This window comes from Methylobacterium sp. BI1 (genome assembly GCF_056680125.1).
The window spans coordinates 2,385,211-2,406,348 of sequence record NZ_CM155267.1 but is presented as its reverse complement, the minus strand read 5'-3'; the positions used below and the strand labels follow the sequence as shown (position 1 = coordinate 2,406,348).

Sequence of the window (21,138 nt, the reverse complement as noted above, 5' to 3'; positions counted from 1 at the left end):
TCCGATTCGTGCCGACATCGCCGGATCCACTGGCGAAAAAAAATGGCCCCGGAGGCGCGCGAACGCCGCCGAGGCCTGGTCAGCCACAGGAGCATCCCCGTGACCGAACCGTGCACCCACCTTACCACCACGACCGCCCCGAACGGTAGCCTCGCCGCGTCCCTCGCCCAGGGAATTTCGCAGTACGCCGAGCGCTTCGAGGAGGCCTCGGTCCTTGAGATCGCGGCGGCCATGAGCGTCGAGGATCCCCACGCGGCGCGGTCGTTCCTCCTGGAGCGCACTGCCGAGCCGGCGTTCCCGATGCTGCGCAGGAGCGTCCTCGGTACGATCGAGCTCCGGATCGAGGCCGCCAAAGCCGCTGCGCGTGACCGCCTCCTCCTGGTGACCGGCGACGACGCGCCGGGCGGGAAGAGCGACAAGGCGCGCGAGGCGATCTTCCGCCGGGACCCGGGCGCATTTCTGCCAGGCGCCGAGGTCAGCAAAGTCCGCCCGTTCGCCCGGGCCTTCTGGCACGTCCTGATCGACGGGAAGGACGTGCCCTGCGTCTACGTCTGCCGGGCCGCCGTCGTGAGCGACCTGCACGACATGGTCGAATGCCTGGCCGAGAACAGACAGTACGAGCGGGGCATCGTCATCGGTGCGCCCGAGACCGCGCGGGACATCGCCGGCCTACTGCCCCCGAACATCGCCTTCGTGGCCGTACCCCTCGCCACCGACGGGAGGCGCGCGTGAACGCCATCGTCCGCATCCCGGCCGCGCCGGCGATCTCGATCTTCCGCTTCGACAACCACGACATCCGCGTCGTGGAGATCGACGGGCTGCCCTGGTTCGTCGGCGCCGACGTCTGCAAGGCCGCCCGCCTCTCGAACCCGTCCGTCTCGCTCAAGGCGCTCGACGAGGACGAGAGGGCTAAGATCTTCTTAGGGCATCCCCAGGGCGAGGTCCTGGTCATCACCGAGGGCGGTCTCTACACCCTGCTGATGCGCAGCCAGCGTGCCCTCGTGAAGGGCGCGACGGCATGGCGGTTCCGTCGGTGGGCGATGAACGAGGTCCTCCCCGAGATCCGGCGGACCGATTCCTACGCCGTGGCACCCGCCCCGACGCCGGTCGCGATCCCCGAGGACCTCGACGATAACAGGGTGCTGAGGAGGATGCTCCTGGCCCGGATGGATCGGGAGGACGCCCTCGTCGAGCGCCTTGTCATCACAGACCAGGAGCTCATCGACACCTCTCGCCAGCTCACCGCCTCGCAGCGGCAGGTACAGCGGGCCCGGCCGGCGGTGGAGTGCGTCGAGCGGTTCGCCGAGAGCGAGGGGCTCTACAGCCTCCAGGCCGGTGGCAAGGCCCTCGGGCAAAAGCCGAACAAGTTCATCGCTTGGCTGAAGGAGCGCGGCGACCTGTTGGATCTGAACAGGTCGAACCTCCCCCGGCAGGACCTCATCGACCGTGCCCCGTTCCGCGTCCGGATCGAGGAGTACGGCGGCAAGCCCCGTGCGACGCCGAAGATGACGTCGAAGGGCATCCTCCACTACGGACGCGAGCTCTGCGTCTCCGTCGACTGGCGGGCCGCACGGGAGCCCGACCTGTTCGACTGACACCACTCAGACTCTGAGTGGTGACGAGGGGCCCGGGTGACCGGGCCCCTTTTTCGTGCCTGAAATCTTGTGCAGCGAAATGGGAGCGAAGGCCGGTTCGCTATCATTGGCAACCCGGCCCGGGCACGCCTGCGCACGGTTTCGGCACGCTCTCAGCATATTTTCGCGCGTTTCAGTCCGCGCGATCGGCGTTACACCGAGAGCGGAATCCGGCCTCGCTCGTGGGGCGCGCTGCAGCACCCCCGATCCAGGCGCTCGGCGGCCTACGGGCACGGCTCCCCTTCGAGCCGCCGCCGGTACCGGACGCCGTCGTGCAGTAGGACGCTGCTGGGCAGGAGGACGAGCTCCGCGTCGTAGGGGACGACGCTGCCCCCGTTGCCGTAGCACTGGCGGGACGTCACCCGGCCGCCGGCTATCCGGGCGCCGTGGCACTCCATCAGGTCGATGCCGACGACCCCGGCCTCGGGACCGACGACGATCGCGGGGACGTCGGCCCCCTCGGGGCAGTAGAGGCCCGGGGCGGGCTGGAAGGCATCCGCCTCGACGGGGCCGGCGAGCAGGGCGAAGATGGCGAGCGCACGCACGGTCAGATCTCCACGATGAGGGCGGGGTCGAACGCCGGGTTTTCGCCATGCCGGCCGCGTGGGTTCGCCAGCACGCGCGTCCCGCCGACGACGTAGTCAGCGGACCGATGGATGTGGCCGTGGATCCACAGGGCGGGTGCGTCCGGACCTTCGAGGACGCGCGTAAGGTCGGTCGCGTACGCCGCGTCGATCGCCTGCAGGGGGCCCTGCCTCCCGAGCGACGCGGGGTGGGGGGCGTGATGCGTGACGACGACCGTCGGGCCGTCCCACGTCTCCGCAAGCGCGCGCTCGATCCGCCCAAGCTGGGCGACGTGCTCGGCGGCGGCGGCGCTCGGCCTGAAGGCGTTCGTCTCGCCCGAGGCCGTACGGACCTTGACCTTCCGATGGTCTCGCATCCCCCCGTTGCGGTCACCACAGGAGGCCATCGTCGGAGCCCGCCATGCCTCGCCAAGCAAGGCGTAGTCCGTCCAGACCGTGGCGCCGATGATCCGTACGCCCTCGATGGCCAGGACCTCCCCGACGGCGAGCAGGTGGATGCCCGCGGCCGCAGCGGCCTCGCGCCCGCGTTCGAGCTCGCTCTGCCAGCGGCTCCCGTAAAAATCATGATTCCCGGGCACGTAGACGACATGCCGGACGTACGGCGCGACGCACGCCGCGAGCCAGGGCAGGCTGCGCTTCGTCAAGCCATCGGCGACGTCGCCGGCCACGATCGCCACGTCGCACACCGGCACGGCCGGGGCCTCCCAGCAGTCGGCATCGTCGTGCACGTCAGAGAAAATCCATGCCCTTGTCATCCCAACCTCCCTCAATCCACGCGGACCCGTCCGCCTCGAACCACGCCATCGACGCCCGGGTAACCAGGAGGCCGTTCGTCCTAAATCCGGGACACCAGAGGCCGTACCGGAGCCTCACCGCCGAGGGCGGCCGCGCCCCCTCGGCCACCGTGCCCGTGGCCCATGCGTGGACGTCCCGGGCCCCCGTCCGCAGGCACCGCTGGCGCCCCGCCTCCGACGCTCGGAGGACGACGTCGGCAAGCACGATCGCCGGCACGTGGCCGACGACCCTGCCCCGCTCGCGCACGCTCCAGGCGCGGCGGGTCAGGTTCCGGTAGACGTCATGCCTTGCCATTGGCGTGGAGATCGCAGCACGTCTTCGCCCACCCGCCCTTGCGGATACGGCCGGGGGCCCCGCAGGTCTCACAGACATAGGCCGACAGGTGCTCCACGCAGTCAACTATAGTCGAGACTTCATTGCGCGTTGCCTTCCTAGTCTTGCCTTCGATTGAGTAATGCCAGCGGGCCTGCGCGAACTTCTCCTTCGTTTGTTCGGTCCGGAATCCCGTCGCCCCAGCCTCGGAGACCAGGCTCGCGCCCGCCTCCCACAGCCAGCGCCAGCCGCCGCCCGAGTACGGCCCCCCGGGTTCGAACGTTGTCGGGTAGCGCCCGCGCAGCGTGGCGTCCCAATCGTCCGGGACGACCGCGCGGCCGGTCTGCCAGCGCAGGGCGAGGACGCGCGCCAGGACGCGGAGGACGTCCTGCGCGGGGGGCGGCGGGACGAAGCGGCCGTCGTCCTGACGGGGCAGCGGGGAGCCACCCGTCCACGTGACGAGGGGACCGTGGGCGCTCGGGCTGACGCCCGTGGGGACGACGTCGACGTGGCCTACGTGCCGGCACACGGCGTCGTCAGCGATCGTGCGGAATTCGTCGATGAGCATGGGGGTCTCCTGGGGGCTGAGGGGTGAGCAGAGGGGGGACCGCGCGCCGATTTCACGCGCGGACCTCGCGGGGTTCACGGCGGTCGTCCGGGTTCGCAGGCAGCGCGTCGGCGAGGGCGAGCAGGCCCTGGCAGAGGTAGCGGGCCTCCGATGGCGGGAAGGCCCCGCGGGCGTAGGCACAGCTCGCCAGGTGGAGGACGGACAGGCCGGTGACGGCGAGCTCGTCGCGTAGTTCGTCCTGCTCGTGGCGGGCTCGCATTTGGGTGATCGCCGCCTCCAGGACGATGATCGAGGCGCGGCTCGGGTGTGCGTCGGTCATGGGATCTCTCCTTCAGGGGGTGGGGTGTCAGTGGCGACGGGCGAGGGTCTCGCGGCCGTCGAGAAGCGTCGTCACGGCGCGGCGGAGCGGGCGGAGCGAGCCCCCCTTCCACACGCGGCCAAGGAGGTGGAGCTCGTCGCCGTCGAGATCGGGGAGCCAGCCGGAGTCGAGGCCTCGCTCGTCGCGGATTTCGCTGACGAGGTTGGCCGCCGCGACCGGCAGGTCCTCGGCCCTGGGAAGGCCGACGTGCACGACGCGGAAGCGGTCCAGGAGGGGGCCGGGGACGCCTCCCGTCCCGTTGGCCGTCGCCAGGAACTGGGTGCCGCTCAGATCGGCGTTCGTTTCCAGATAGACCTCGTGGAAGGCGCGGCTCCCTGCCGGCTCCAGCAGGGCGATCAGGGAGTCCGTGAGGCGCCCGTTCTCCGACCTCGTGCCCGCCTTCTCGATCTCGTCGATGATGATGACGGGGTTGGCGACGCGGAGCCGCTGGATCGTCTGCAACGGGACGCTTGCGCGCCCCGTGCTCCACTGGCGCGACGTCCCGCCGAACGCAGCGTCGGCGACGCCGGCGGCGTTGTAGAGGACGCACGGGATCCCGGCCGCCTGGCAGAACGCCTGCAGGTAGCTCGTCTTCCCGCTGCCGGGCGGGCTCACCGCGAGAGTGTTCCGCAGCCGGGCTACACCTCCGTTGGCGAGGTCCCGCAGCAGCAGCGCGGTGAGATCCCTGAACCACGGGAACCGCGCATCGAGCAGCTTGCCGACGGCCACGACGTCGACGCCGTGGACGAGCGGGAGGGCCTCGCCGGCGAGCGCGTTGAACTCCGCGCGCGGCGTCGATCCCCGCGTCGACCGGGACGACCCCGAGGTCTCGGACCCGGGCAGGTGGTCCAATGCCCCCTTGGCCAGGACGACGAGCGTCGGGGCGGGGCGCGCCGCCCGGTCCCGCCACCCGCCGTCGCCGAGGGGCCAGTCCAGCTGAGCCAGCGCCGCCAGGTCGTCGGCCTGCTCGTCGACCCACGCCCTCGCGCTGCCGCCGGCGCCGCCGGCGCCGCCGCGCAGCAGATCTTCCTCGACCCCGATCTGCCTGTGCGCAGCCGCGACGATCGCGGCCGTCTCGCCGAGCTTGAGCGCCAGCCCATCGTAGGGAGCGAGCAGCGACGCTTGCTGATCGGAGACGTACTCGGACTCCTGCAGGTCCACCGTCGCGTCGGTGGAGTACCGGATACCGTTCCGCAGGGCGAGCCAGGCAGCCGCATGGTTGCCGTTCGCCAACGAGGCGTGGAACAGGCGCAGGCAGATGCTGGCGCAGTAGGCCGCGGCCTTGGCGTTCCCCAGGGCCGCCTGGGCGAACAAGAGGTCGTCCGCCAGATGCGCCGCGGCGTCCTGCCCAGCGTCCGAAACGCCATCGGCGTTGGCGTGCTCGCGGAGCGCGTCGTCTGCCTTCTGCAGGGACGCGATCGTCACGTCCCGCCGCGTCCGCCCGAGGGTCCTGACGAGCGCCGCCGGGAGCTGAGGCTCCTCGGCTAGGAACGCGGCGATCGCCAGGCCCGCGTCGCGGCGGGCGTCGTACCCGACGAACTCGGCGCCGTAGCCCTTCTTTCGCGGTCCGAGGGAAGCCTCGGGCTGACGGGGCCCCGTCAGCGCGGTGGAGTCGAGGAGCGTGGCACGGGCGGCCTGGACGGCAGCGGCGCGCGCCCGGGAGGCGTCGTCGGTCATGGGAGGTCTCGCTGGAAAGGAGTGCACGCGGGGCGCGCCGAGCAGGGCTCAGGCGGCGGGGCGGTGCATCCGTTTCGAGCGAGGGAAGGTCATGGCGAGAACTCCGGTGTGACCCCTATGTGCACCAGGCCGGTCCAATGTGCAAGGGATGTGCATTCGTTGCGGACTGGGTCGCGTTCCTAGGGTTAACCAAGCCCTAGCGCGGCCTTCAGGGCCGGGCTGCGGTCGGCCTCCTCGTCCTGCGCCAGGAGGTCGTCCAGCGACGGCCGGCCCTGGTTGTACGTCGACAGCCGCAGGTCGAGCCCGAGGGCGTGCAGGCACCTCATCACCCGGTGCATGCTCGGCTCGTAGCTGTCTCCCCGTTCGAAGGCCGAGAGCCACGACACGCTCACGTCCGCCTTCGCGGCGAGCTGGCGCTGCGAGAGCCGGCGGTGGCGGCGGGCGAGGGCAAGCTCCTCGCCGAGGTTGAAGATGCTCATGACCCGGAGCCTACCGCATCAGCATGCAAGGCACCTACCCGCGACTCAGTCGGCTGCGCGATTTTTTGGACACCGTCCAGTGGAAATCGGCGATCCATGGCAGACTCTCATCTGCACGGATTCGATGGGGGAAATGGAATGGCGCACCAGGCACAGGCTACCGAGGAACTGAGGGTCCGCCTCCAGCGGCGGTTCCCCAACGAGCCCCGGTGGGCCCCAGCCCCGCCGCCGTCCCCCGCCCCGTGGGAGCTCATCCGCGCCGTCCTCACGTAGGGACGCAAGGATGGGCTCGACGACCTGCAGCTCGCCGGGGGCGTCTACGCGGTGCTGGTGGCCAAGGGCCTCATCTCGGAGGGCCGGACGTGAGCGTTCAAGAGCGCCAGCTTGCTATCGCGCAGGCCTTGTTCGTGCGCTGGGTTCGGCGGTCGAACGCTCGCAGGACGGCCTTTCAGGGGCCCTTCTCCTACACTGAGGGCGAGCAGGTTCAGAACCTGCCGCACTCCTACCGCCAGGGTTTCCTCGACGACGCTGCGGCCGTGATGGCGGTTGAGGACGCCCGGACCGCGGCCGCGATCGAGGCCGAGGTCGGCGGTGCCTACCGGATGGAGGACGGGCGCACGTTCTGGATCGACGCCTCGGTCGCACGCGAGATCGCACGCCGTGCCGTCTCCGGGTCCGCGGGGGCCTCGTCCTGATGGACCTCACGCTCATCGTCGCGATGGTCTCGATCGCCCTGGTTTTCGCGCTCATCCTCGGCGTGGGCGTCCTCTCGCGCCTGGATGGCCCGCGGCCGCCGACGGAGGTCACCCGCATCGTCGCGGCCGTCCAGCGCCGTCAGGCCGCCCGCGGGGAGGACTGCCCGTGAGCCTCGGATCTCTACAGGCAAGCGTTGGCCTTCTTCAGCGCAGCGTAGACGGCCGCGGCCGCCGCGCCGGCCTCGCCCCCGTGCGGGACGACGTCTTGGGCTAGGGCCCGCCCGGTGGCCGGGTCGGCCACGATGACGGTGGACCGTGCCGTTCCGCGGAGCACCCGCACGACCAGCTCGACGCGCTCCCCGGAGCCCGGGCCGTCCTCAACGGGGTAGCGGTCCTCGACATGCCCGGCCGGCCGGGCCCGGGGCAGCGGCATGCCCTCAAGGTGGCGGGCGTCGGCGGCGTCGTAGGCGTCCTCGGGCATGCCCGGGAGTCTGGGCGCGCCCCGCCGGGGAGGCAAGCCCGGGACGATGCGGAGAAGGCCCCGGCGGGCGGTCTGCCGGCGGTGTGGTCGGCGTGGTGATGGAGAGGACGATGGACATCAGGGACACGAACACCGAGGCGCCAAAGCGCCACGTCGCGATCGAGGACGACATCGCCGCGGTGCGGGCCGCCCTGCGCGAGGCCGAGGCCTGCACGGACCCCGACGACCTCGACGGGACGACGCACGTCCGGGCGCTCCGGGACAGCCTCGACGGGTTGCTCGCCGAGCAGCGCAGGGGGGCCTGAGCGATGGCGGTGAGCAGCTACAAGACCGTGACCCGCAAGGTCCAAGTGGAGATCCGCACGGCCGAGGACGGCACGGTCTTTGAGGGCGATGACGCTCAGTACCGGGCCGGCCGGCACGAGAGCAAGCTCGCAACCCTTCGGGATCTCGACGCCCTGTTCGCCCGGGACCCCGCCGTGGTGAAGGCGGCCATCATCGCGCACTTCAATGACGAGGACGACGTTGGCGCCGCAGGCCTGTGGTGCTTCCTCAACGATATCTCGAAGCACCTGCCGAAGGTGGAGGCCTGAGCATGCACCGCTCCCCGATCGAGGCGGCCGCCGTCTCCTGGAACGAGGTCCGCGTGAAGGCCTGCGCGGCCCCCTGGGGCGACAAGACCGTATGGACCGACCTCGGCGCGGCCGAGACGGCCCTGAGCAAGGCGGTGTCGGCCTTTCTGAAGCGGGAGGCCGAGTTGGCGGCCCGGGTCGTCACTCACGTGGTGCACGGGATGCGCTTCCACTCCCCGATGACGGTGGAGGTCTACTCCCTCGACGAGGCCATCAGCACGGCGTTCTGGGGTCGAGACAACGGGGACTGGTGGCCTGCCGACGTCCGCACGCCTGCCGGGGAGATCGTCCTCTCCGAGGAGAAGCTCAACGACGAGGTCAATCGGTACGAGTGGAGGGCCTGACCATGCGCATCTACACCGAGACGCCCTTCCGCATGACGCCGCCCCGGATGGCCGTGGTCATGCCGGGAGAGATGTCGTCCCTATGGGTTGCCCCCATCAACGGGCCGATCGCGAGGGAAGCCCTCGAAGCGATCGGCCTCCCCTCGGACGGCGAAGAGATCCGGATCGGGACCCAAGGCGACGTCGTCACCGTCAACGGCGCGAGGGTGACGCAGGGCGACGCCGTGATCGTCTACTGCGCCTGGCACTGCACCCCGAACGATTTCCGCGAGGACCCCTCCGAGGAATTCGTCCGCCAGGTTCGCCACGCCATCGCCGTCCGCCTCGGCATCGAGAGGCAGCTGCAGGGGCTACGGGCATGAGCGAGAGCATCCACATCGCCGGTCGCCGGATCCCCTTGAGGCGCATGGGCGTGCGCGAGGTGGTCGAGCGCATGGCACGATCCACCGAGCTCGCGGCCGAGTTCGAGGTGACCTGCCGGGAGATGAGCCCGTTCGTCGCGTCTCTGGCCTTCCGCCGGCCCGACGACGCCGGCCCAAACCGGAAGGCGCGCCGGGCCGCCGAGGCCAAGGCGCGGAGGCGAGCATGATCAGATCCTGCCCGATCCACGACGGCTACACCGACGACGCCCTCCGTCCGTTCGGGTGGTCGTCGGGGCTGTACTCGTTCCGATGCCGGGACTGCCGGGAACGCGCGGTCGGCGAGAAGCGCTCGCAGCGCTGCCGCACCTGCGCGGTCGCCGCCCTGCGAAAGGCGGAGGCTTACCCGCCGAGCGCCGAGCAGGCCTCCGCGCCGGTGACCAGGTTCGCTGTCCGGGACACCGTGACGGGGCTCCTGTTCTGCAACCGGTCCATGCACCCGAACCGGAAGGAGTGGGACGGGCTGGCGACCGCGCAGGTCTACCTCAAGCGCGAGGCGGCCGAGGCGACGGCGCGGCAGGTCCGCGAGCAGTGGGAGGACCTCCGCCTGCACCACCCCACGCTCTTCCCCGAGCGGCTGGAGGCGGAGGTCGTCGAGGTCCAGCTGATGGTGGTGGCATGAGGCAGTCCACGATCGACGAGATCGCCGGCGGGGCCGCTTGGACCGTCGAGAAGGTCATCTCCGAGAACCCGGCGGACACCCCGGTGGAGCGACCGGCCCGCCTCCGGAGGGAGCTCGCCCTGTGGATCTCGCACGCCGTGAAGCGGGAGGTCATCAACGACCGGCGCCGCGTGGGACGCAGGCAGGCTTAAGGACGGGAACCCTGGACGGGGCCTTGCCAGCCCGCGAGAGTGCCTCAACCTCGGGGGGCACATGGTGAGACAGGACAAGCGCGCGCGGCTGAAATCGATCGTCACGGACGGGACGATGGCGATCCCGGAGGTCGAGGGAGAGTGGCACCACGACCCCTATCGGACCCTCTGGGTCGAGGTCTCGAACCTCAAGATGGGCCAGGCCGTCTCCACGGACTACGGGACCATCAGCCGGACACCCCAGCTGTCCGGGATGGCCGCGATCCGGAGGGACACTGTCCGGCTCGCTGGATGGGGCGACACCTGCCGGGTCCTGCCCGTGACGATCCGGCCCGCCATCCCTCAGGAGGACGGCAACGGCTACACCCCGTTCACCGGCGTGCTCGGCTTCATCGCCGGAGACCGGGAGTTCAGGAGCGAGGACGCCTGGTTCCTGGAGTGTTGGATCCCCGAGATGGACATGGCCGCGATGCTCGCGGCCTACCGCGCTGGCGAGATGCCGTCGTTCCACCTCGGCGTGAAGCTCGATCTCTGGATCACGAAGGGCGACGAGCACACGCCGCCCGGCTACGGGGTCACCTGGTATCTGGCTCCCCACGCGGACCACGCGAGCGAGAGCCCAGAGGTGGCACGGGGCACGGTCCGGCATCTCAGCTGGAGCGACGCGCCGCAGCCAAAGGTCGACGAGGATGATGGGGTGCCGGAACAGGGGCCGCCGCTTCAGGCTCCCGCGGATCCCGCCCCCAACCTGGATACCGCCAACCTCGCCGCAGCGATCGACCGCCTGCGCTCCACCGTTCTGCAGGTCGGCCTCTGCATCGCGGTCGCACTGGTGGTCAGCTGGTTCGTCTGACCAAGGGCCGAAACGTCGCGTCCAGGGATCGACTCCCGAGCGGATTTGTTCTCCATTCGTTCTATGACAGAATCGATGGAGCGGATCGTGGACGAGATGGAGCGGGCCTACATGGAAGCCGCCGACGGCGACGCGCGGGACGCCCTGAGGCGGGCGCTCGGCGACGCCCTGATCGAGATGGCTGAGATCTCGGGGAAGGTCAGCCGCGGGTTCGTGAGGGCGTCCCGGCCGGCGGACCTGGCGCGGAAGCTGGGGCCGGAGCGCCGGGCCCGAGAGGCTGCCCGCTCCGCCGGCTGACGGCCGGTTAACGGCTCGCCCGCATCATGCGGGCATGCGAGATCCGGTCACCGAAAAATTCACGCGCGCCTGGGCCCCCGACGGCGAGGTCGTCTTCACGCCGATTCCTGTCGACGCGATCGAGGCGCATCCCCTGTGGGCGGCCTCCACGCTGTCGGGCGTCAACCGGAAGCGCGTGCTCCAGGAGGCGGAGGAGGCCTGGGTCGCGACGACGGAGTGGCTCCCGAAACCGCAGGAGGACGGCCCGGCGACGACCGTCGCATTGACGGTTTGGTTCAAGCCGTGGCGCGGCGAGTACGCCGGGATCTTCCTGACGTCGGTACCAGGCGCCAAGAAGCAGGAGCGCTGCCTCGGCGTGACGCTGCTCCGGAACGGCACCTACCGGCTCCTGACCGAGCGCCGGCTAGGCCAGAGCGTGACGCACGTTGTCGAGAGCGAGCGGCACCTGTCGGCCCCGATCGATCCCGAGGATCGCGGGGACCTCGGCGGCCTCGCACCCTGAGATCCGGGTTTAGCCGCTCGCGGGAATCCAAGCGGCCGGCGCCGAAATCACCCGCTCGGCTGAAACCCGCCCGCCTCTAGACGTGCTCGGCTTGGTAGACGTAGGGCCCGGGGTCCTCGGCCATGCACCGGTAGGGCCGGGTGAAGTCGGTCAGCCCGTCGTAGATGACGCCGCGACTGATGCGGTGGTCCTCCAGCACCTAGGCCCGGTCGGCCTCCAGCCGTTCGATGGTGGCGTCGATCCCCCGCCCGTCGAGGGGCAGCCGATCGCTCATCCGGCTGTCGATCTCCTGCAGACGGGCGCGCCGCTCAGGACGCGTCAGGTCCTTCCGCAGGGCGAGGTAGCAGAGGTCGTGAACCTCGCGCTGCAGGTTCCGCATGCGGGCATAGGACGGGGGGAGTGAAGGTGCGCGGCTCACGCGGTCACCGTGGCAGGCCCGCGTTGAGGGCTGGCTAAGCCGATCACTCAAATCCAACCGGTTGGGCTTGGGACTGTCCACGGCGCGTGCCAGCGTCGGATTTCGACCCGCCCGGGAATGGATTTCGGGCGGGCCTCCCGGCAGCCGTGCAGAAAAGTCCGCCCGAACTCCGCCCGAGAAGCAAAAAGCCCCGGACACGGTGTCCAGGGCTTGTCGTCTAAGTCGCTGTGATGACTTGGAATTGTTGGTAGCGAGGGACGGATTTGAACCGCCGACACAAGGATTATGATTCCTCTGCTCTAACCAGCTGAGCTACCCCGCCAGACCGCGCCGCCGAAGATCGGGGCGCGATGAGATCGGCGGTATAGGGAACCCCGCCGTGAGGTGTCAACGGGGTCGGCCGCGAGAAAATGACCGGCCCCGCGGGAACGTCCGGAAACGTCAGAGCCGGGTGCCGAGGATCTCGGCGACCTGGGGGATGTCCTTGTCGCCGCGTCCGCACAGGTTGACGACCAGGAGGTGATCCTGGGGCTTCTGCGGGGCCAGTTCCCGGACCTTGGCGAGGGCGTGGGCCGGCTCCAGGGCCGGGATGATGCCCTCGAGCACCGAGCAGAGCTTGAAGGCCTCCAGGGCCTCCTCGTCCGTCGCCGAGAGGTAGGTGACGCGGCCGGCCTCGTGCAGCCAGGCGTGCTCGGGGCCGATGCCCGGGTAGTCGAGGCCGGCCGAGATCGAGTGCGCGTCCGCGATCTGGCCGTCGCCGTCCTGCAGCAGGTAGGTGCGGTTGCCGTGGAGCACGCCGGGCTTGCCGCCCGACAGCGAGGCCGCGTGCAGGCCGCTGGCGATGCCGTGGCCCGCCGCCTCGACGCCGTACATCGCGACCTCGGGATCGTCGAGGAAGGGATGGAACAGGCCCATGGCGTTGGACCCGCCGCCGATGCAGGCAACGAGGGAATCCGGCAGGCGGCCCTCCATCTCCAGCATCTGCTGCTTCGCCTCGCGGCCGATGATCGACTGGAAGTCGCGCACCATCGCCGGGTAGGGGTGCGGGCCCGCCACGGTGCCGATGCAGTAGAAGGTGTCGGCGACGTTGGTGACCCAGTCGCGCAGGGCCTCGTTCATCGCGTCCTTGAGGGTCTTGGTGCCGGACTGCACCGGCACGACCTCGGCGCCGAGCATCTTCATCCGGAACACGTTGGGCGCCTGACGCGCCACGTCGACGGCGCCCATGTAGACCACGCATTTCAGGCCGAAGCGGGCGCAGAGGGTGGCGGTGGCGACGCCGTGCTGGCCGGCGCCCGTCTCGGCGATGATGCGCGGCTTGCCCATGCGGCGGGCCAGCATGATCTGGCCGAGCACGTTGTTCACCTTGTGCGAGCCGGTGTGGTTGAGTTCGTCGCGCTTGAAGTAGATCTTCGCGCCCTGCCCCGGGGCGGCCTGCGCCCGCAGGTGCTCGGTCATCCGCTCGGCGTAGTAGAGCGGGCTCGGCCGGCCGACATAGTGGGTCAGGTGGCTGTTCATCTCCGCCTGGAAGGCCGGGTCGGCCTTGGCGGCCGTGTAGGCGGCTTCCAGGTCGAGGATCAGCGGCATCAGCGTCTCGGCCACGAAGCGTCCGCCGAAGATGCCGAAGCGGCCGCGCTCGTCCGGGCCGTTGCGGAACGAGTTCGGAGGGGGAGCGAGGGTCACGGGCATGGTCCTTGTCAGGTCTGCGTTTGTCGATAGGCCTAGACCCGCACGGGGGGCGGCGACAATGCGGCCAACGCGTCGAATCGCGAATTCGGGGCCTTTCGGAGCGCAAAGCCCGGGTCCCCGGCGCCGGAACCCCCGCCCCGCGCGCCGTGTCCCGTCAGGCCCGGGCCGCCGCGATGAAGGCGGCGATCCGCTCCGGCGACTTGTCGCCCGGGCGGATCTCGACGCCCGACGAGACGTCGACGGCGCGCGCGCCCGTGCGGGCCAGCGCCGCCGCCACGGTGTCGGGCGTGAGGCCGCCCGAGAGCATGTAATCCGCCGGCAGGACGGCGCCGTCGAGGAGATCCCAGTCGAAGGCGTGGCCGTTGCCGCCGGGCAGCAGGGCCTCCGGCGGCGCCTTGGCGTCGAGGAGGATGCGGTCGGCCGCCCCCGCATAGGTGGCCACCGCGTCGAGATCCGCGGCCGTCGCGACGCCGACGGCCTTCATCACCCGGCGCCCGGTGGCGGCGCGGATGGCCGCGACGCGGGCCGGCGTCTCGCGGCCGTGGAGCTGGATCCAGTCGGGGTCGAGGGCCGCGACGGCGGCCTCCACCAGGGCGTCGTCCGGGTCGACGAGGAGCACCACCCGCTCGGTCCGGCCCTGCGCGCGCGCCGAGAGGGCGCGGCCGGTCTCCAGGTCCACGTGGCGGGGGCTCTTCGGGAAGTGCACGAACCCGACGAGATCGGCGCCGGCCTCCAGGGCGGCGTCGAGGGTCACCGCCGTGCTGAGCCCGCAGATCTTGATCGCGATGGGTGCCATGGAACGCGCGGTTCGCGGAGCGTCGCCGGCCTCAGCGCGGGGCCGGCAGGGCGACGCGGTCGGGGGCGTTGCGGTAGATGCCGTTCGGACCCTCGTTGACCGGGGCCGGCGCGTAGGTCTTGAGGCGGGCGGTCTCGCTCTCGAGGCGGCGGATCTCGCGGCGGCGCTCGGCGCTGGTGCGGCGGGTGCGCGACTGCCCGAGCCAGGCGCCGCAGCCGCCGAGCAGCACGCCGACGGCGACGGCGATGAACAGCAGCAGGTAGAGCGGCAGCGTCGCGCTGAAGACCGGCATGTCGGTCGAGAGGGGATCGAACGAGACCCGCACCGCATCGCGGTTGGCCACCGCGAAGGCGACGACCAGGATCGCCACGGGAAGCAGCACCAGGCCCTTGAGGAAGCGGATCATCGAGAGGAACTCCAGGCGTAGGGGACGGGGCGGATCAGGACGCGGCGGCCTCGCCGTCCCCGATGCCGGCCTCGTTGAGGCGCAGGCGCATCTCCTTGCCCGTCTTGAACACGGGGATGGCCTTCTCCGAGACGGCAACGGCCGCACCCGTCCGCGGGTTGCGCCCGCGCCGCGCATCGCGGCGCTTCACCGAGAAGGCCCCGAAGCCGCGCAGCTCGACCCGGTCGCCGCGGGCCAGGGCATCCGCGATGGTGTCCAGGATCGCGTTCACCAGGGTCTCGACGTCGCGCTGGTAGAGATGCGGGTTCTGCTCGGCGATCTTGAGCACGAGCTCCGACTTGATCATGCGAGGGCCTTCACGAAGTCATGCACGGATGGGATGGCGCGGCGCCTCAGCGGGCGGCGTCCGCGGGGCCGGGCCGCCAGAGGACCAGCAGTCCGCCCTGGGCCAAGCCCGCCGTCTCGTCGCCCACCTGGCGCAGGCGCGCCGCGACGCCGTCGAGTCCGACGAGGTCGGCCCCGAGGCCGAGGGCTGACCACAGCTGGAAATCGCTCTTGGCCTTCGGCTTCCAGTCCAGCACCGGCAGGTCCTTGGCCACGCCGCGCTCGGATTCGAGCCAGGCGATGGCCTGGCGCTCGCCGCCGAGGCCGTCCACCAGCTTGAGCGGCACGCTCTGGCGGCCGCTGAACACCCGGCCGTCGGAGACGGTGGCGAGTTCCTTCTCGGTCATCTTGCGCCGGTCGGCCACGAGGCCCTTGAACCAGGCATAGGTGTCGCCGACGACGGCCGCGAGGGCGGCGCGGGCCTCGGGCGAGGTGGGCGTGAAGCCCGACGGCTCGGCCTTCAGGGGCGCCGACTTCACGGATTCGACCTTGACCCCGACCTTGTCGAGGAGGCCCGACAGGTCCGGGTACTGGAACAGGACGCCGATGGAGCCCACCAGGGCGGTCTCCCGCGCCACGATGTGGTCGGCGGCGATGGCCGCGATGTAGGCGCCGGAGGCGGCAGTGCCGTCGACGAAGGCCACCATGGGCTTCTTCTCGGCGAGCGCCCGCAGGTTGCGGTAGAGTTCCTCGGAGCCCGTGGTGGTGCCGCCCGGCGAGGAGATCGAGACCACGACGCCCTGCACGGCGCTCGCGTCGCGGACGCGCTCGATCAGCTTGGTGGTGGATTCGCTGCCGGCGATGAAGCCGCCCACCGAGATCCGGGCGATCTGCGGACGGACGCTGCCGAGGCCCAGGGCCTCGCCGCCGCTGCGGACCCGCAGGCCGACCGCCCCGACCGCGACCACGAGGCCGCCGATGCCGAGGACGCGCCAGAGGGAGAGCTTGCGGCGCAGGCGCCGGCGATCGATCAGAAGTTCGGCATCCGCGGCCATGCGCTGGTTACGCTCCCTCACGTGCCGGCTCGGCCGGCTGATGGTTCCGGACGCCGGGGTCTGGACGCCGGATTCCCGAGCGCCAAGGTCCGAGTGCTCGGCCGGTCCGCGCCGGCATCGACCGGCGCGCCGAACCTTGTCCCACACTCCCCGCCGATTTGCACCAAGCCTTTGGCATGTATCGGCCTTTGGCAGGTACCAGCTTCGGTCGGGCATCGTCCGTCGACCGGGCTCAGCCTCGGACGCATCGCGCGTCCTCCGGCGTGAGGCCTCGCCCGATCCGTCACAGGCTCGTGTTCTAGCCTTGCCGGACCGGGACCGACAAGGGGCTGGCGGTGGCTCCCCGCGTGGCTCCGGCGGGACCGGGCTCCGTGCACGAAAAACGCCCGCGCGGGAGGCGATCCCGCGCGGGCGTCGATGGGGTCTGCGAGAATCCCCGGTCCCGAGGGACCGGGGGAGATGCAGGACGGATCAGTCCTGCGACTCGTCCTTGTCGTCGCTGGTGCGGGCCTTCTTGAAGGCGGCGCCCAGGATCTCGCCGAGCGAGGCACCCGAATCGGTCGAGCCGAACTGGGCCATCGCCTCCTTCTCCTCGGCCATCTCCAGGGCCTTGATGGAGAGCTGGACCCGGCGCGCCTTGCGGTCGAACTGGATCACGCGGGCGTCGAACTTCTCGCCGGCGGCGAAGCGCTCGGGGCGCTGGTCGCCGCGGTCACGGGCGAGCTCGGCCCGGCGGATGAAGGTCGTCAGGTCGGTGTCGACGATCTTCACGTCGACGCCCGAGTCCTTCACGTCCACCACTTCGCAGGTCACGATCTGACCCTTCTTGAGGTCGCCGGCTTCCGTGAAGGGGTCGCCGCCGAGCTGCTTCACGCCGAGCGAGATGCGCTCCTTCTCGACGTCGACGTCGAGCACCTGGGCGCGGAGCATGTCGCCCTTCTTGAACTCCTCGATGACCTGCTCGCCGGGACGGTTCCAGTCGAGATCCGACAGGTGGACCATGCCGTCGACATCGCCGTCGAGGCCGATGAACAGGCCGAACTCGGTCTTGTTCTTGACCTCGCCCTCGACCTCGGAGCCCACCGGATGCTGCTGGGCGAAGGCCTCCCAGGGGTTCTGGAGGGTCTGCTTCAGGCCGAGCGAGATGCGGCGCTTGACCGGATCGACCTCGAGGATCTGCACTTCCACCTCCTGCGAGGTGGAAACGATCTTGCCCGGGTGGACGTTCTTCTTCGTCCAGGACATCTCGGAGACGTGGATCAGGCCTTCGATGCCCGGCTCCAGCTCCACGAAGGCGCCGTAGTCGGTGATGTTGGTCACGCGGCCCTTGAGCTTGGCGTCGACCGGGTAGCGCTGGGCGATGCCCTCCCACGGATCGGCCAGCAGCTGCTTGATGCCGAGCGAGATGCGGTGGGTCTCGTGGTTGATCTTGATGATCTTGACCTTGACCGTCTGGCCGATGGTCACGACCTCGGACGGGTGGTTCACGCGGCGCCACGCCATGTCGGTGACGTGGAGCAGGCCGTCGATGCCGCCGAGGTCGACGAAGGCGCCGTACTCGGTGATGTTCTTGACGACGCCGTCGATGACCTGGCCTTCCTCAAGGTTGGCCACCAGCTCGGAGCGCTGCTCGGCGCGGCTCTCCTCGAGGACGGTGCGGCGCGACACGACGATGTTGCCGCGGCGGCGATCCATCTTGAGGATCTGGAACGGCTGCGGGGTGCCCAGCAGCGGGGTGACGTCGCGCACGGGGCGGATGTCGACCTGGGAGCGCGGCAGGAACGCCACGGCGCCGTCGAGGTCGACGGTGTAGCCGCCCTTGACCTGGTTGAAGATCGCGCCGGTGACGCGCTCGTTGGCCTCGAAGGCCTTCTCGAGCTTGACCCAGCTCTCCTCGCGGCGCGCCTTGTCGCGCGAGATGACGGCCTCGCCGAGCGCATTCTCGATGCGGTCGACATAGACCTCGACCTCGTCGCCGACGGCGAGCTCGCCTTCGCGGCCGGGGCCGTTGAATTCCTTGAGGGCGACACGGCCTTCCGTCTTGGCGCCGATGTCGATGACGGCCACGTCCTTCTCGATCGCGACGACGCGACCCTTGACGACGGACCCTTCGGTGATCTCGTGTTCGAGGAAGGACTCCTCGAGAAGAGCGGCGAAATCGTCGCGGCTCGGGCTACGCTGCAGGGCGTTACCAGCGGTCATTCTGTCTCCTGACAGGCCTCATCCGGAGGCCGGCATCGGCGGCTCGTGTGACGGGACACCCTCGACGTCGCCGCCCGGGGTCACGGACCCGACGGGCTCAACCTCCCGGGGGAGGGCCGACGCATTCTCAAACGATGGTCGAGAGCGATCCTCCAAACGGGGCGTGGCCCGGCGGGACAGCCGAGCCTCGTGGAATCCATTCGGAGAACGGCGGTTGCATAGCGGATTGCCGGAGATCCGGCAACTGGCCGGGGGCCCGGCCCGCCGGCGGTCCCGGAAACGGGAAATCCCCGCGGCGGGGCTGCGGGGATCGGTCGGCGCGGCACGGACAGGGGCGGCTGATCGCGTTTCCGGGGGATCGCTCCGGTCGTCGCGTCCGGAACGTGCCCCCTCTCCTTCCCGGAAAGCCCTCTGCTTCCGGGAGTGGGTATCAATCCTCGTCGTCGTCCTCGGTGCTGCGCATGCCCTTGAGCTTCGCGAACACCGAATCGGCGTTGAGCTTCTCGTCGCGGGCGCTGCGGTGATGCTCGTCCGACTCGGTGTAGTCGGTGGCCGTCGAGACCTCGGTCGGCAGCAGGGTCGCGCCGCCATCCACCGGCATGTTGGCCGGACGGTCCTTGGCCGAGCGCTGCACCTCGAAATCGAGGTCGATCTGGGTGCAGAGGCCGAGGGTCACGGGGTCCATCGGCTGCAGGGAGCCGGAATTCCAGTGGGTGCGCTCGCGGATCTGCTGGATCGTCGACTTGGTGGTGCCGACGAGGCGGATGATCTGCGCGTCCTTCAGCTCGGGGTGGTTGCGCAGCAGCCAGAGAATGGCGTTCGGCCGGTCCTGGCGACGGGACAGGGGCGTGTAGCGCGGACCCTTGGTGGTGCGCTTGACCTCGGGCAGCTTCACCTTCGAGACCGCGACCTTGAGCTTGTAGGCCGGGCTCTTCTGCGCCTTCTCGATCTCGTCGCGGGTGAGCTGGCCGGTGGTGATCGGATCGAGGCCCTTGATGCCCGCGGCGACCTCGCCGTCGGCGATGCCCTTCACCTCGAGGGGGTGCAGCTTGCAGAAATCGGCGATCTGCTCGAAGGCCAGCGAGGTGTTCTCCACCAGCCATACGGCGGTGGCCTTCGGCATCAGCGGGCCTTGCGACATCGGGTGACTCCAACTGGTTCGTGCGGGACGGGGCCGGGGCGCCGCCGACAGGGCGTCGCTCGCTCCGGCCTCACCGGCCGGCAGCATCCCGTCTCAACGCTGCAATAGGGAAGCGCCGTCTATACAGGTTCCGATGGGGTCAACGCAATTGCGATCCGCCGGTCCCGGATCTCCGGGGGGGCGGGCCTCAGGTGAAGAGGCTCGACACGCTGGATTCCGTCGCCGTCCGGCCGATGGCCTCGCCCAGGAGCGGGGCGATGGTGGCGACCCGGATGTTGCGGGCGAGCTTGACCGCCTGGGTCGGCTGGATCGAGTCGGTGATGACCAGTTCCTTCATCCGCGAGGCGGCGATGCGCGAGACCGCGCCGCCGGAGAGCACCCCGTGCGTGATGTAGGCGGAGACGTCCTTGGCGCCGGCGTTCAGCAGGGCCTCGGCGGCGTTCACCAGGGTGCCGCCGGAATCGACGATGTCGTCCACGAGGATGCAGGAGCGGCCCTCGACCTCGCCGATGATGTTCATCACCTCGGACTCGCCGGGACGCTCGCGGCGCTTGTCGACGATGGCCAGGGTCGCGTCGATGCGCTTGGCGATGGCGCGGGCGCGGACCACGCCGCCGACATCCGGCGAGACCACCATCCAGTCCCGGGGGTCGAGCCGCTCCTTGATGTCGCGCACCATCACGGGGGCGGCGAACAGGTTGTCGGTGGGGATGTCGAAGAAGCCCTGGATCTGCCCGGCATGGAGATCGAGGGTCATCACGCGGTCGGCACCGGCCTCGGTGATGAGGTTGGCCACGAGCTTTGCCGAGATCGGGGTGCGGCCCGAGGTGCGCCGGTCCTGGCGGGCATAGCCGAAATACGGGATCACCGCCGTGATGCGCCGCGCCGAGGAGCGCCGCGCGGCGTCGATCATGATGAGCAGTTCCATCAGGTGATCGTTGGCCGGGAACGAGGTCGACTGGACGATGAACACGTCCTCGCCGCGCACGTTTTCCTGGAGTTCGACGAAGATCTCCATGTCGGCGAAGCGCCGCACCATGCATTTGGCCAGCGGCAATTCCAGGTAGGCCGCAATCGCTTCGGCCAGGGGGCGGCTCGCGTTGCCGGCGATGATCTTGATCGAGGACTTCATGCCGGGGTCTTCATCTCGCGATCCTGGAGGGCCGAGCCCGTGCCGGGGTTTAAGCCTTCGTTGCGGCGCTCCATAACAGCCGCAACCCGGGCGTCACAATGCCTTCACGTCCGTTACGGAGTCAGGTTTCACACATCAGGGCTCGAGCAGCCGGTGCAGATGCACGATGAAGTAGCGCGTCTGGGCGCTGTCAACCGTCGACTGCGCCTTGGCCTTCCAAGCGGTCTGGGCCGAGGCGTAGTCCGGAAAGATCCCGACGATGTCGAGATTCTTGACGTCGCGGAAGTTCACGCCGTCGAGGCTCTCCAGCTCGCCGCCGAAGACGAGATGCAGTCTCTGTCCGCTGTCGATCGTCGTGGTCATTCCCGCAACTCCTTCCGCCCGGATCCGGCGTCATCCCGGAAGGCATGGGCCGTGCCGCCGGTGCGGTCGCAAACGCCGCCGGGTTCGTCAACCCGATCCGCGTGCCGCGGAACACGCAGGCCCCCTCCCGCCGGCCGCGGTGCACAGGCGTCGCCGCCCGGCACCGGTC

The 21,138-nt window shown here is 70.1% G+C and carries 33 protein-coding genes and 1 tRNA gene; 14 read left to right on the top strand and 20 right to left on the bottom strand.

Annotation, left to right across the window (positions count from 1 at the left end; translation table 11 throughout):
* Nucleotides 1-99: 99 nt before the first annotated feature.
* Together AC1MGR_RS11200 and AC1MGR_RS11195 are read left to right on the top strand one after the other, a co-directional pair.
* A complete protein-coding gene (locus AC1MGR_RS11200) occupies nucleotides 100-732 on the top strand; it encodes a hypothetical protein (RefSeq protein WP_162238979.1) in 633 nt (210 codons plus the stop codon).
* Complete coding sequence (locus AC1MGR_RS11195) at nucleotides 729-1,595, top strand: phage antirepressor (RefSeq protein ID WP_055959042.1); 867 nt, start codon at nucleotides 729-731, stop codon at nucleotides 1,593-1,595. Before AC1MGR_RS11200 ends, AC1MGR_RS11195 begins: the two co-directional genes overlap by 4 nt.
* Before the next feature lie 263 nt (nucleotides 1,596-1,858).
* Here the strand turns inward: AC1MGR_RS11195 and AC1MGR_RS11190 are convergent, their stop codons facing one another.
* The 7 genes from AC1MGR_RS11190 to AC1MGR_RS11160 form a co-directional block, all read right to left on the bottom strand.
* On the bottom strand, nucleotides 1,859-2,179 hold the full coding sequence (locus AC1MGR_RS11190; RefSeq protein ID WP_055959045.1) for a hypothetical protein: 321 nt from the start codon (nucleotides 2,177-2,179) through the stop codon (nucleotides 1,859-1,861).
* A 2-nt stretch (nucleotides 2,180-2,181) separates the two neighbouring features.
* The gene (locus tag AC1MGR_RS11185) at nucleotides 2,182-2,973 is read right to left on the bottom strand and encodes a metallophosphoesterase (protein ID WP_055959048.1); all 792 of its coding nucleotides are present in this window, start codon (nucleotides 2,971-2,973) and stop codon (nucleotides 2,182-2,184) included.
* Nucleotides 2,948-3,307 carry a hypothetical protein gene (locus tag AC1MGR_RS11180; protein ID WP_055959052.1) on the bottom strand — a complete coding sequence of 120 codons (360 nt, stop codon included), beginning with the start codon at nucleotides 3,305-3,307 and terminating at the stop codon, nucleotides 2,948-2,950. Before AC1MGR_RS11180 ends, AC1MGR_RS11185 begins: the two co-directional genes overlap by 26 nt.
* On the bottom strand, nucleotides 3,294-3,893 hold the full coding sequence (locus AC1MGR_RS11175) for a hypothetical protein (protein ID WP_055959056.1): 600 nt from the start codon (nucleotides 3,891-3,893) through the stop codon (nucleotides 3,294-3,296). Before AC1MGR_RS11175 ends, AC1MGR_RS11180 begins: the two co-directional genes overlap by 14 nt.
* Before the next feature lie 52 nt (nucleotides 3,894-3,945).
* Nucleotides 3,946-4,212 carry a hypothetical protein gene (locus AC1MGR_RS11170; RefSeq protein WP_056149081.1) on the bottom strand — a complete coding sequence of 89 codons (267 nt, stop codon included), beginning with the start codon at nucleotides 4,210-4,212 and terminating at the stop codon, nucleotides 3,946-3,948.
* Nucleotides 4,213-4,239: 27 nt separating this feature from the next.
* Nucleotides 4,240-5,928, bottom strand: coding sequence for an AAA family ATPase (locus AC1MGR_RS11165; protein ID WP_055959062.1), 1,689 nt, complete (start codon nucleotides 5,926-5,928; stop codon nucleotides 4,240-4,242).
* 185 nt (nucleotides 5,929-6,113) lie between these two features.
* Nucleotides 6,114-6,407, bottom strand: coding sequence for a helix-turn-helix domain-containing protein (locus AC1MGR_RS11160; protein ID WP_055959065.1), 294 nt, complete (start codon nucleotides 6,405-6,407; stop codon nucleotides 6,114-6,116).
* A 362-nt stretch (nucleotides 6,408-6,769) separates the two neighbouring features.
* Between AC1MGR_RS11160 and AC1MGR_RS11155 the strand changes: the two genes are divergently transcribed.
* Both AC1MGR_RS11155 and AC1MGR_RS11150 read left to right on the top strand, forming a co-directional pair.
* Nucleotides 6,770-7,102 carry a hypothetical protein gene (locus tag AC1MGR_RS11155; protein WP_055959066.1) on the top strand — a complete coding sequence of 111 codons (333 nt, stop codon included), beginning with the start codon at nucleotides 6,770-6,772 and terminating at the stop codon, nucleotides 7,100-7,102.
* Nucleotides 7,102-7,272 (top strand): hypothetical protein, encoded by a 171-nt coding sequence (locus AC1MGR_RS11150; RefSeq protein WP_156375894.1) that lies wholly within the window; start codon nucleotides 7,102-7,104, stop codon nucleotides 7,270-7,272. The genes AC1MGR_RS11155 and AC1MGR_RS11150 overlap by 1 nt, the downstream gene beginning before the upstream one ends.
* Before the next feature lie 11 nt (nucleotides 7,273-7,283).
* Here the strand turns inward: AC1MGR_RS11150 and AC1MGR_RS11145 are convergent, their stop codons facing one another.
* Entirely contained in the window at nucleotides 7,284-7,583 is a 300-nt protein-coding gene (locus AC1MGR_RS11145) for a hypothetical protein (protein ID WP_055959069.1), read from the bottom strand.
* A 110-nt stretch (nucleotides 7,584-7,693) separates the two neighbouring features.
* Between AC1MGR_RS11145 and AC1MGR_RS11140 the strand changes: the two genes are divergently transcribed.
* The 10 genes from AC1MGR_RS11140 (at nucleotide 7,694) to AC1MGR_RS11095 (ending at nucleotide 11,443) form a co-directional block, all read left to right on the top strand.
* The gene (locus AC1MGR_RS11140; RefSeq protein ID WP_146180522.1) at nucleotides 7,694-7,888 is read left to right on the top strand and encodes a hypothetical protein; all 195 of its coding nucleotides are present in this window, start codon (nucleotides 7,694-7,696) and stop codon (nucleotides 7,886-7,888) included.
* 9 nt (nucleotides 7,889-7,897) lie between these two features.
* Entirely contained in the window at nucleotides 7,898-8,176 is a 279-nt protein-coding gene (locus AC1MGR_RS11135) for a hypothetical protein (protein WP_146180521.1), read from the top strand.
* 2 nt (nucleotides 8,177-8,178) lie between these two features.
* Nucleotides 8,179-8,559 carry a hypothetical protein gene (locus AC1MGR_RS11130; protein ID WP_055959078.1) on the top strand — a complete coding sequence of 127 codons (381 nt, stop codon included), beginning with the start codon at nucleotides 8,179-8,181 and terminating at the stop codon, nucleotides 8,557-8,559.
* Nucleotides 8,547-8,921 carry a fasciclin domain-containing protein gene (locus AC1MGR_RS11125; RefSeq protein WP_055959081.1) on the top strand — a complete coding sequence of 125 codons (375 nt, stop codon included), beginning with the start codon at nucleotides 8,547-8,549 and terminating at the stop codon, nucleotides 8,919-8,921. The genes AC1MGR_RS11130 and AC1MGR_RS11125 overlap by 13 nt, the downstream gene beginning before the upstream one ends.
* The gene (locus AC1MGR_RS11120; RefSeq protein ID WP_055959084.1) at nucleotides 8,918-9,148 is read left to right on the top strand and encodes a hypothetical protein; all 231 of its coding nucleotides are present in this window, start codon (nucleotides 8,918-8,920) and stop codon (nucleotides 9,146-9,148) included. The genes AC1MGR_RS11125 and AC1MGR_RS11120 overlap by 4 nt, the downstream gene beginning before the upstream one ends.
* A complete protein-coding gene (locus AC1MGR_RS11115; protein WP_055959087.1) occupies nucleotides 9,145-9,600 on the top strand; it encodes a hypothetical protein in 456 nt (151 codons plus the stop codon). The genes AC1MGR_RS11120 and AC1MGR_RS11115 overlap by 4 nt, the downstream gene beginning before the upstream one ends.
* A complete protein-coding gene (locus AC1MGR_RS11110) occupies nucleotides 9,597-9,791 on the top strand; it encodes a hypothetical protein (protein ID WP_055959090.1) in 195 nt (64 codons plus the stop codon). The genes AC1MGR_RS11115 and AC1MGR_RS11110 overlap by 4 nt, the downstream gene beginning before the upstream one ends.
* A gap of 61 nt (nucleotides 9,792-9,852) precedes the next feature.
* Nucleotides 9,853-10,644 (top strand): hypothetical protein, encoded by a 792-nt coding sequence (locus AC1MGR_RS11105; RefSeq protein WP_055959093.1) that lies wholly within the window; start codon nucleotides 9,853-9,855, stop codon nucleotides 10,642-10,644.
* Between the two features lie 75 nt (nucleotides 10,645-10,719).
* The gene (locus AC1MGR_RS11100; protein WP_243214760.1) at nucleotides 10,720-10,941 is read left to right on the top strand and encodes a hypothetical protein; all 222 of its coding nucleotides are present in this window, start codon (nucleotides 10,720-10,722) and stop codon (nucleotides 10,939-10,941) included.
* Between the two features lie 34 nt (nucleotides 10,942-10,975).
* Nucleotides 10,976-11,443, top strand: coding sequence for a hypothetical protein (locus AC1MGR_RS11095; protein WP_055959100.1), 468 nt, complete (start codon nucleotides 10,976-10,978; stop codon nucleotides 11,441-11,443).
* A gap of 76 nt (nucleotides 11,444-11,519) precedes the next feature.
* Here AC1MGR_RS11095 and AC1MGR_RS11090 read toward each other — a convergent pair whose 3' ends face one another.
* The 12 genes from AC1MGR_RS11090 to AC1MGR_RS11035 all read right to left on the bottom strand — a co-directional run bounded on the left by AC1MGR_RS11090 (nucleotide 11,520) and on the right by AC1MGR_RS11035 (nucleotide 20,969).
* A complete protein-coding gene (locus AC1MGR_RS11090; RefSeq protein ID WP_272481521.1) occupies nucleotides 11,520-11,642 on the bottom strand; it encodes a hypothetical protein in 123 nt (40 codons plus the stop codon).
* Nucleotides 11,643-11,861: a hypothetical protein gene (locus AC1MGR_RS11085; protein ID WP_156375895.1), complete on the bottom strand. Its 219-nt coding sequence runs from the start codon at nucleotides 11,859-11,861 to the stop codon at nucleotides 11,643-11,645. It abuts the gene before it with no gap.
* 245 nt (nucleotides 11,862-12,106) lie between these two features.
* Nucleotides 12,107-12,183: transfer RNA gene (locus AC1MGR_RS11080), tRNA-Met, on the bottom strand.
* A gap of 119 nt (nucleotides 12,184-12,302) precedes the next feature.
* Nucleotides 12,303-13,544, bottom strand: a complete 1,242-nt coding sequence (trpB, locus tag AC1MGR_RS11075) for a tryptophan synthase subunit beta (RefSeq protein WP_108039507.1) — start codon at nucleotides 13,542-13,544, stop codon at nucleotides 12,303-12,305.
* Nucleotides 13,545-13,704: 160 nt separating this feature from the next.
* Nucleotides 13,705-14,346 (bottom strand): phosphoribosylanthranilate isomerase, encoded by a 642-nt coding sequence (locus AC1MGR_RS11070; RefSeq protein WP_480234611.1) that lies wholly within the window; start codon nucleotides 14,344-14,346, stop codon nucleotides 13,705-13,707.
* A gap of 31 nt (nucleotides 14,347-14,377) precedes the next feature.
* On the bottom strand, nucleotides 14,378-14,752 hold the full coding sequence (locus AC1MGR_RS11065) for a LapA family protein (RefSeq protein ID WP_480234610.1): 375 nt from the start codon (nucleotides 14,750-14,752) through the stop codon (nucleotides 14,378-14,380).
* A 34-nt stretch (nucleotides 14,753-14,786) separates the two neighbouring features.
* Nucleotides 14,787-15,098, bottom strand: coding sequence for an integration host factor subunit beta (gene ihfB / locus AC1MGR_RS11060; protein ID WP_055959108.1), 312 nt, complete (start codon nucleotides 15,096-15,098; stop codon nucleotides 14,787-14,789).
* A 46-nt stretch (nucleotides 15,099-15,144) separates the two neighbouring features.
* Entirely contained in the window at nucleotides 15,145-16,131 is a 987-nt protein-coding gene (sppA, locus tag AC1MGR_RS11055) for a signal peptide peptidase SppA (RefSeq protein WP_480234774.1), read from the bottom strand.
* Between the two features lie 471 nt (nucleotides 16,132-16,602).
* Nucleotides 16,603-18,333 carry a 30S ribosomal protein S1 gene (rpsA, locus tag AC1MGR_RS11050; RefSeq protein ID WP_056184418.1) on the bottom strand — a complete coding sequence of 577 codons (1,731 nt, stop codon included), beginning with the start codon at nucleotides 18,331-18,333 and terminating at the stop codon, nucleotides 16,603-16,605.
* Nucleotides 18,334-18,763: 430 nt separating this feature from the next.
* A complete protein-coding gene (locus tag AC1MGR_RS11045) occupies nucleotides 18,764-19,474 on the bottom strand; it encodes a cell cycle transcriptional regulator TrcR (RefSeq protein ID WP_108039497.1) in 711 nt (236 codons plus the stop codon).
* A 187-nt stretch (nucleotides 19,475-19,661) separates the two neighbouring features.
* A complete protein-coding gene (locus AC1MGR_RS11040; RefSeq protein ID WP_055959118.1) occupies nucleotides 19,662-20,606 on the bottom strand; it encodes a ribose-phosphate pyrophosphokinase in 945 nt (314 codons plus the stop codon).
* A gap of 135 nt (nucleotides 20,607-20,741) precedes the next feature.
* Complete coding sequence (locus AC1MGR_RS11035; protein WP_108039495.1) at nucleotides 20,742-20,969, bottom strand: DUF4170 domain-containing protein; 228 nt, start codon at nucleotides 20,967-20,969, stop codon at nucleotides 20,742-20,744.
* Between the last annotated feature and the right edge of the window lie 169 nt (nucleotides 20,970-21,138).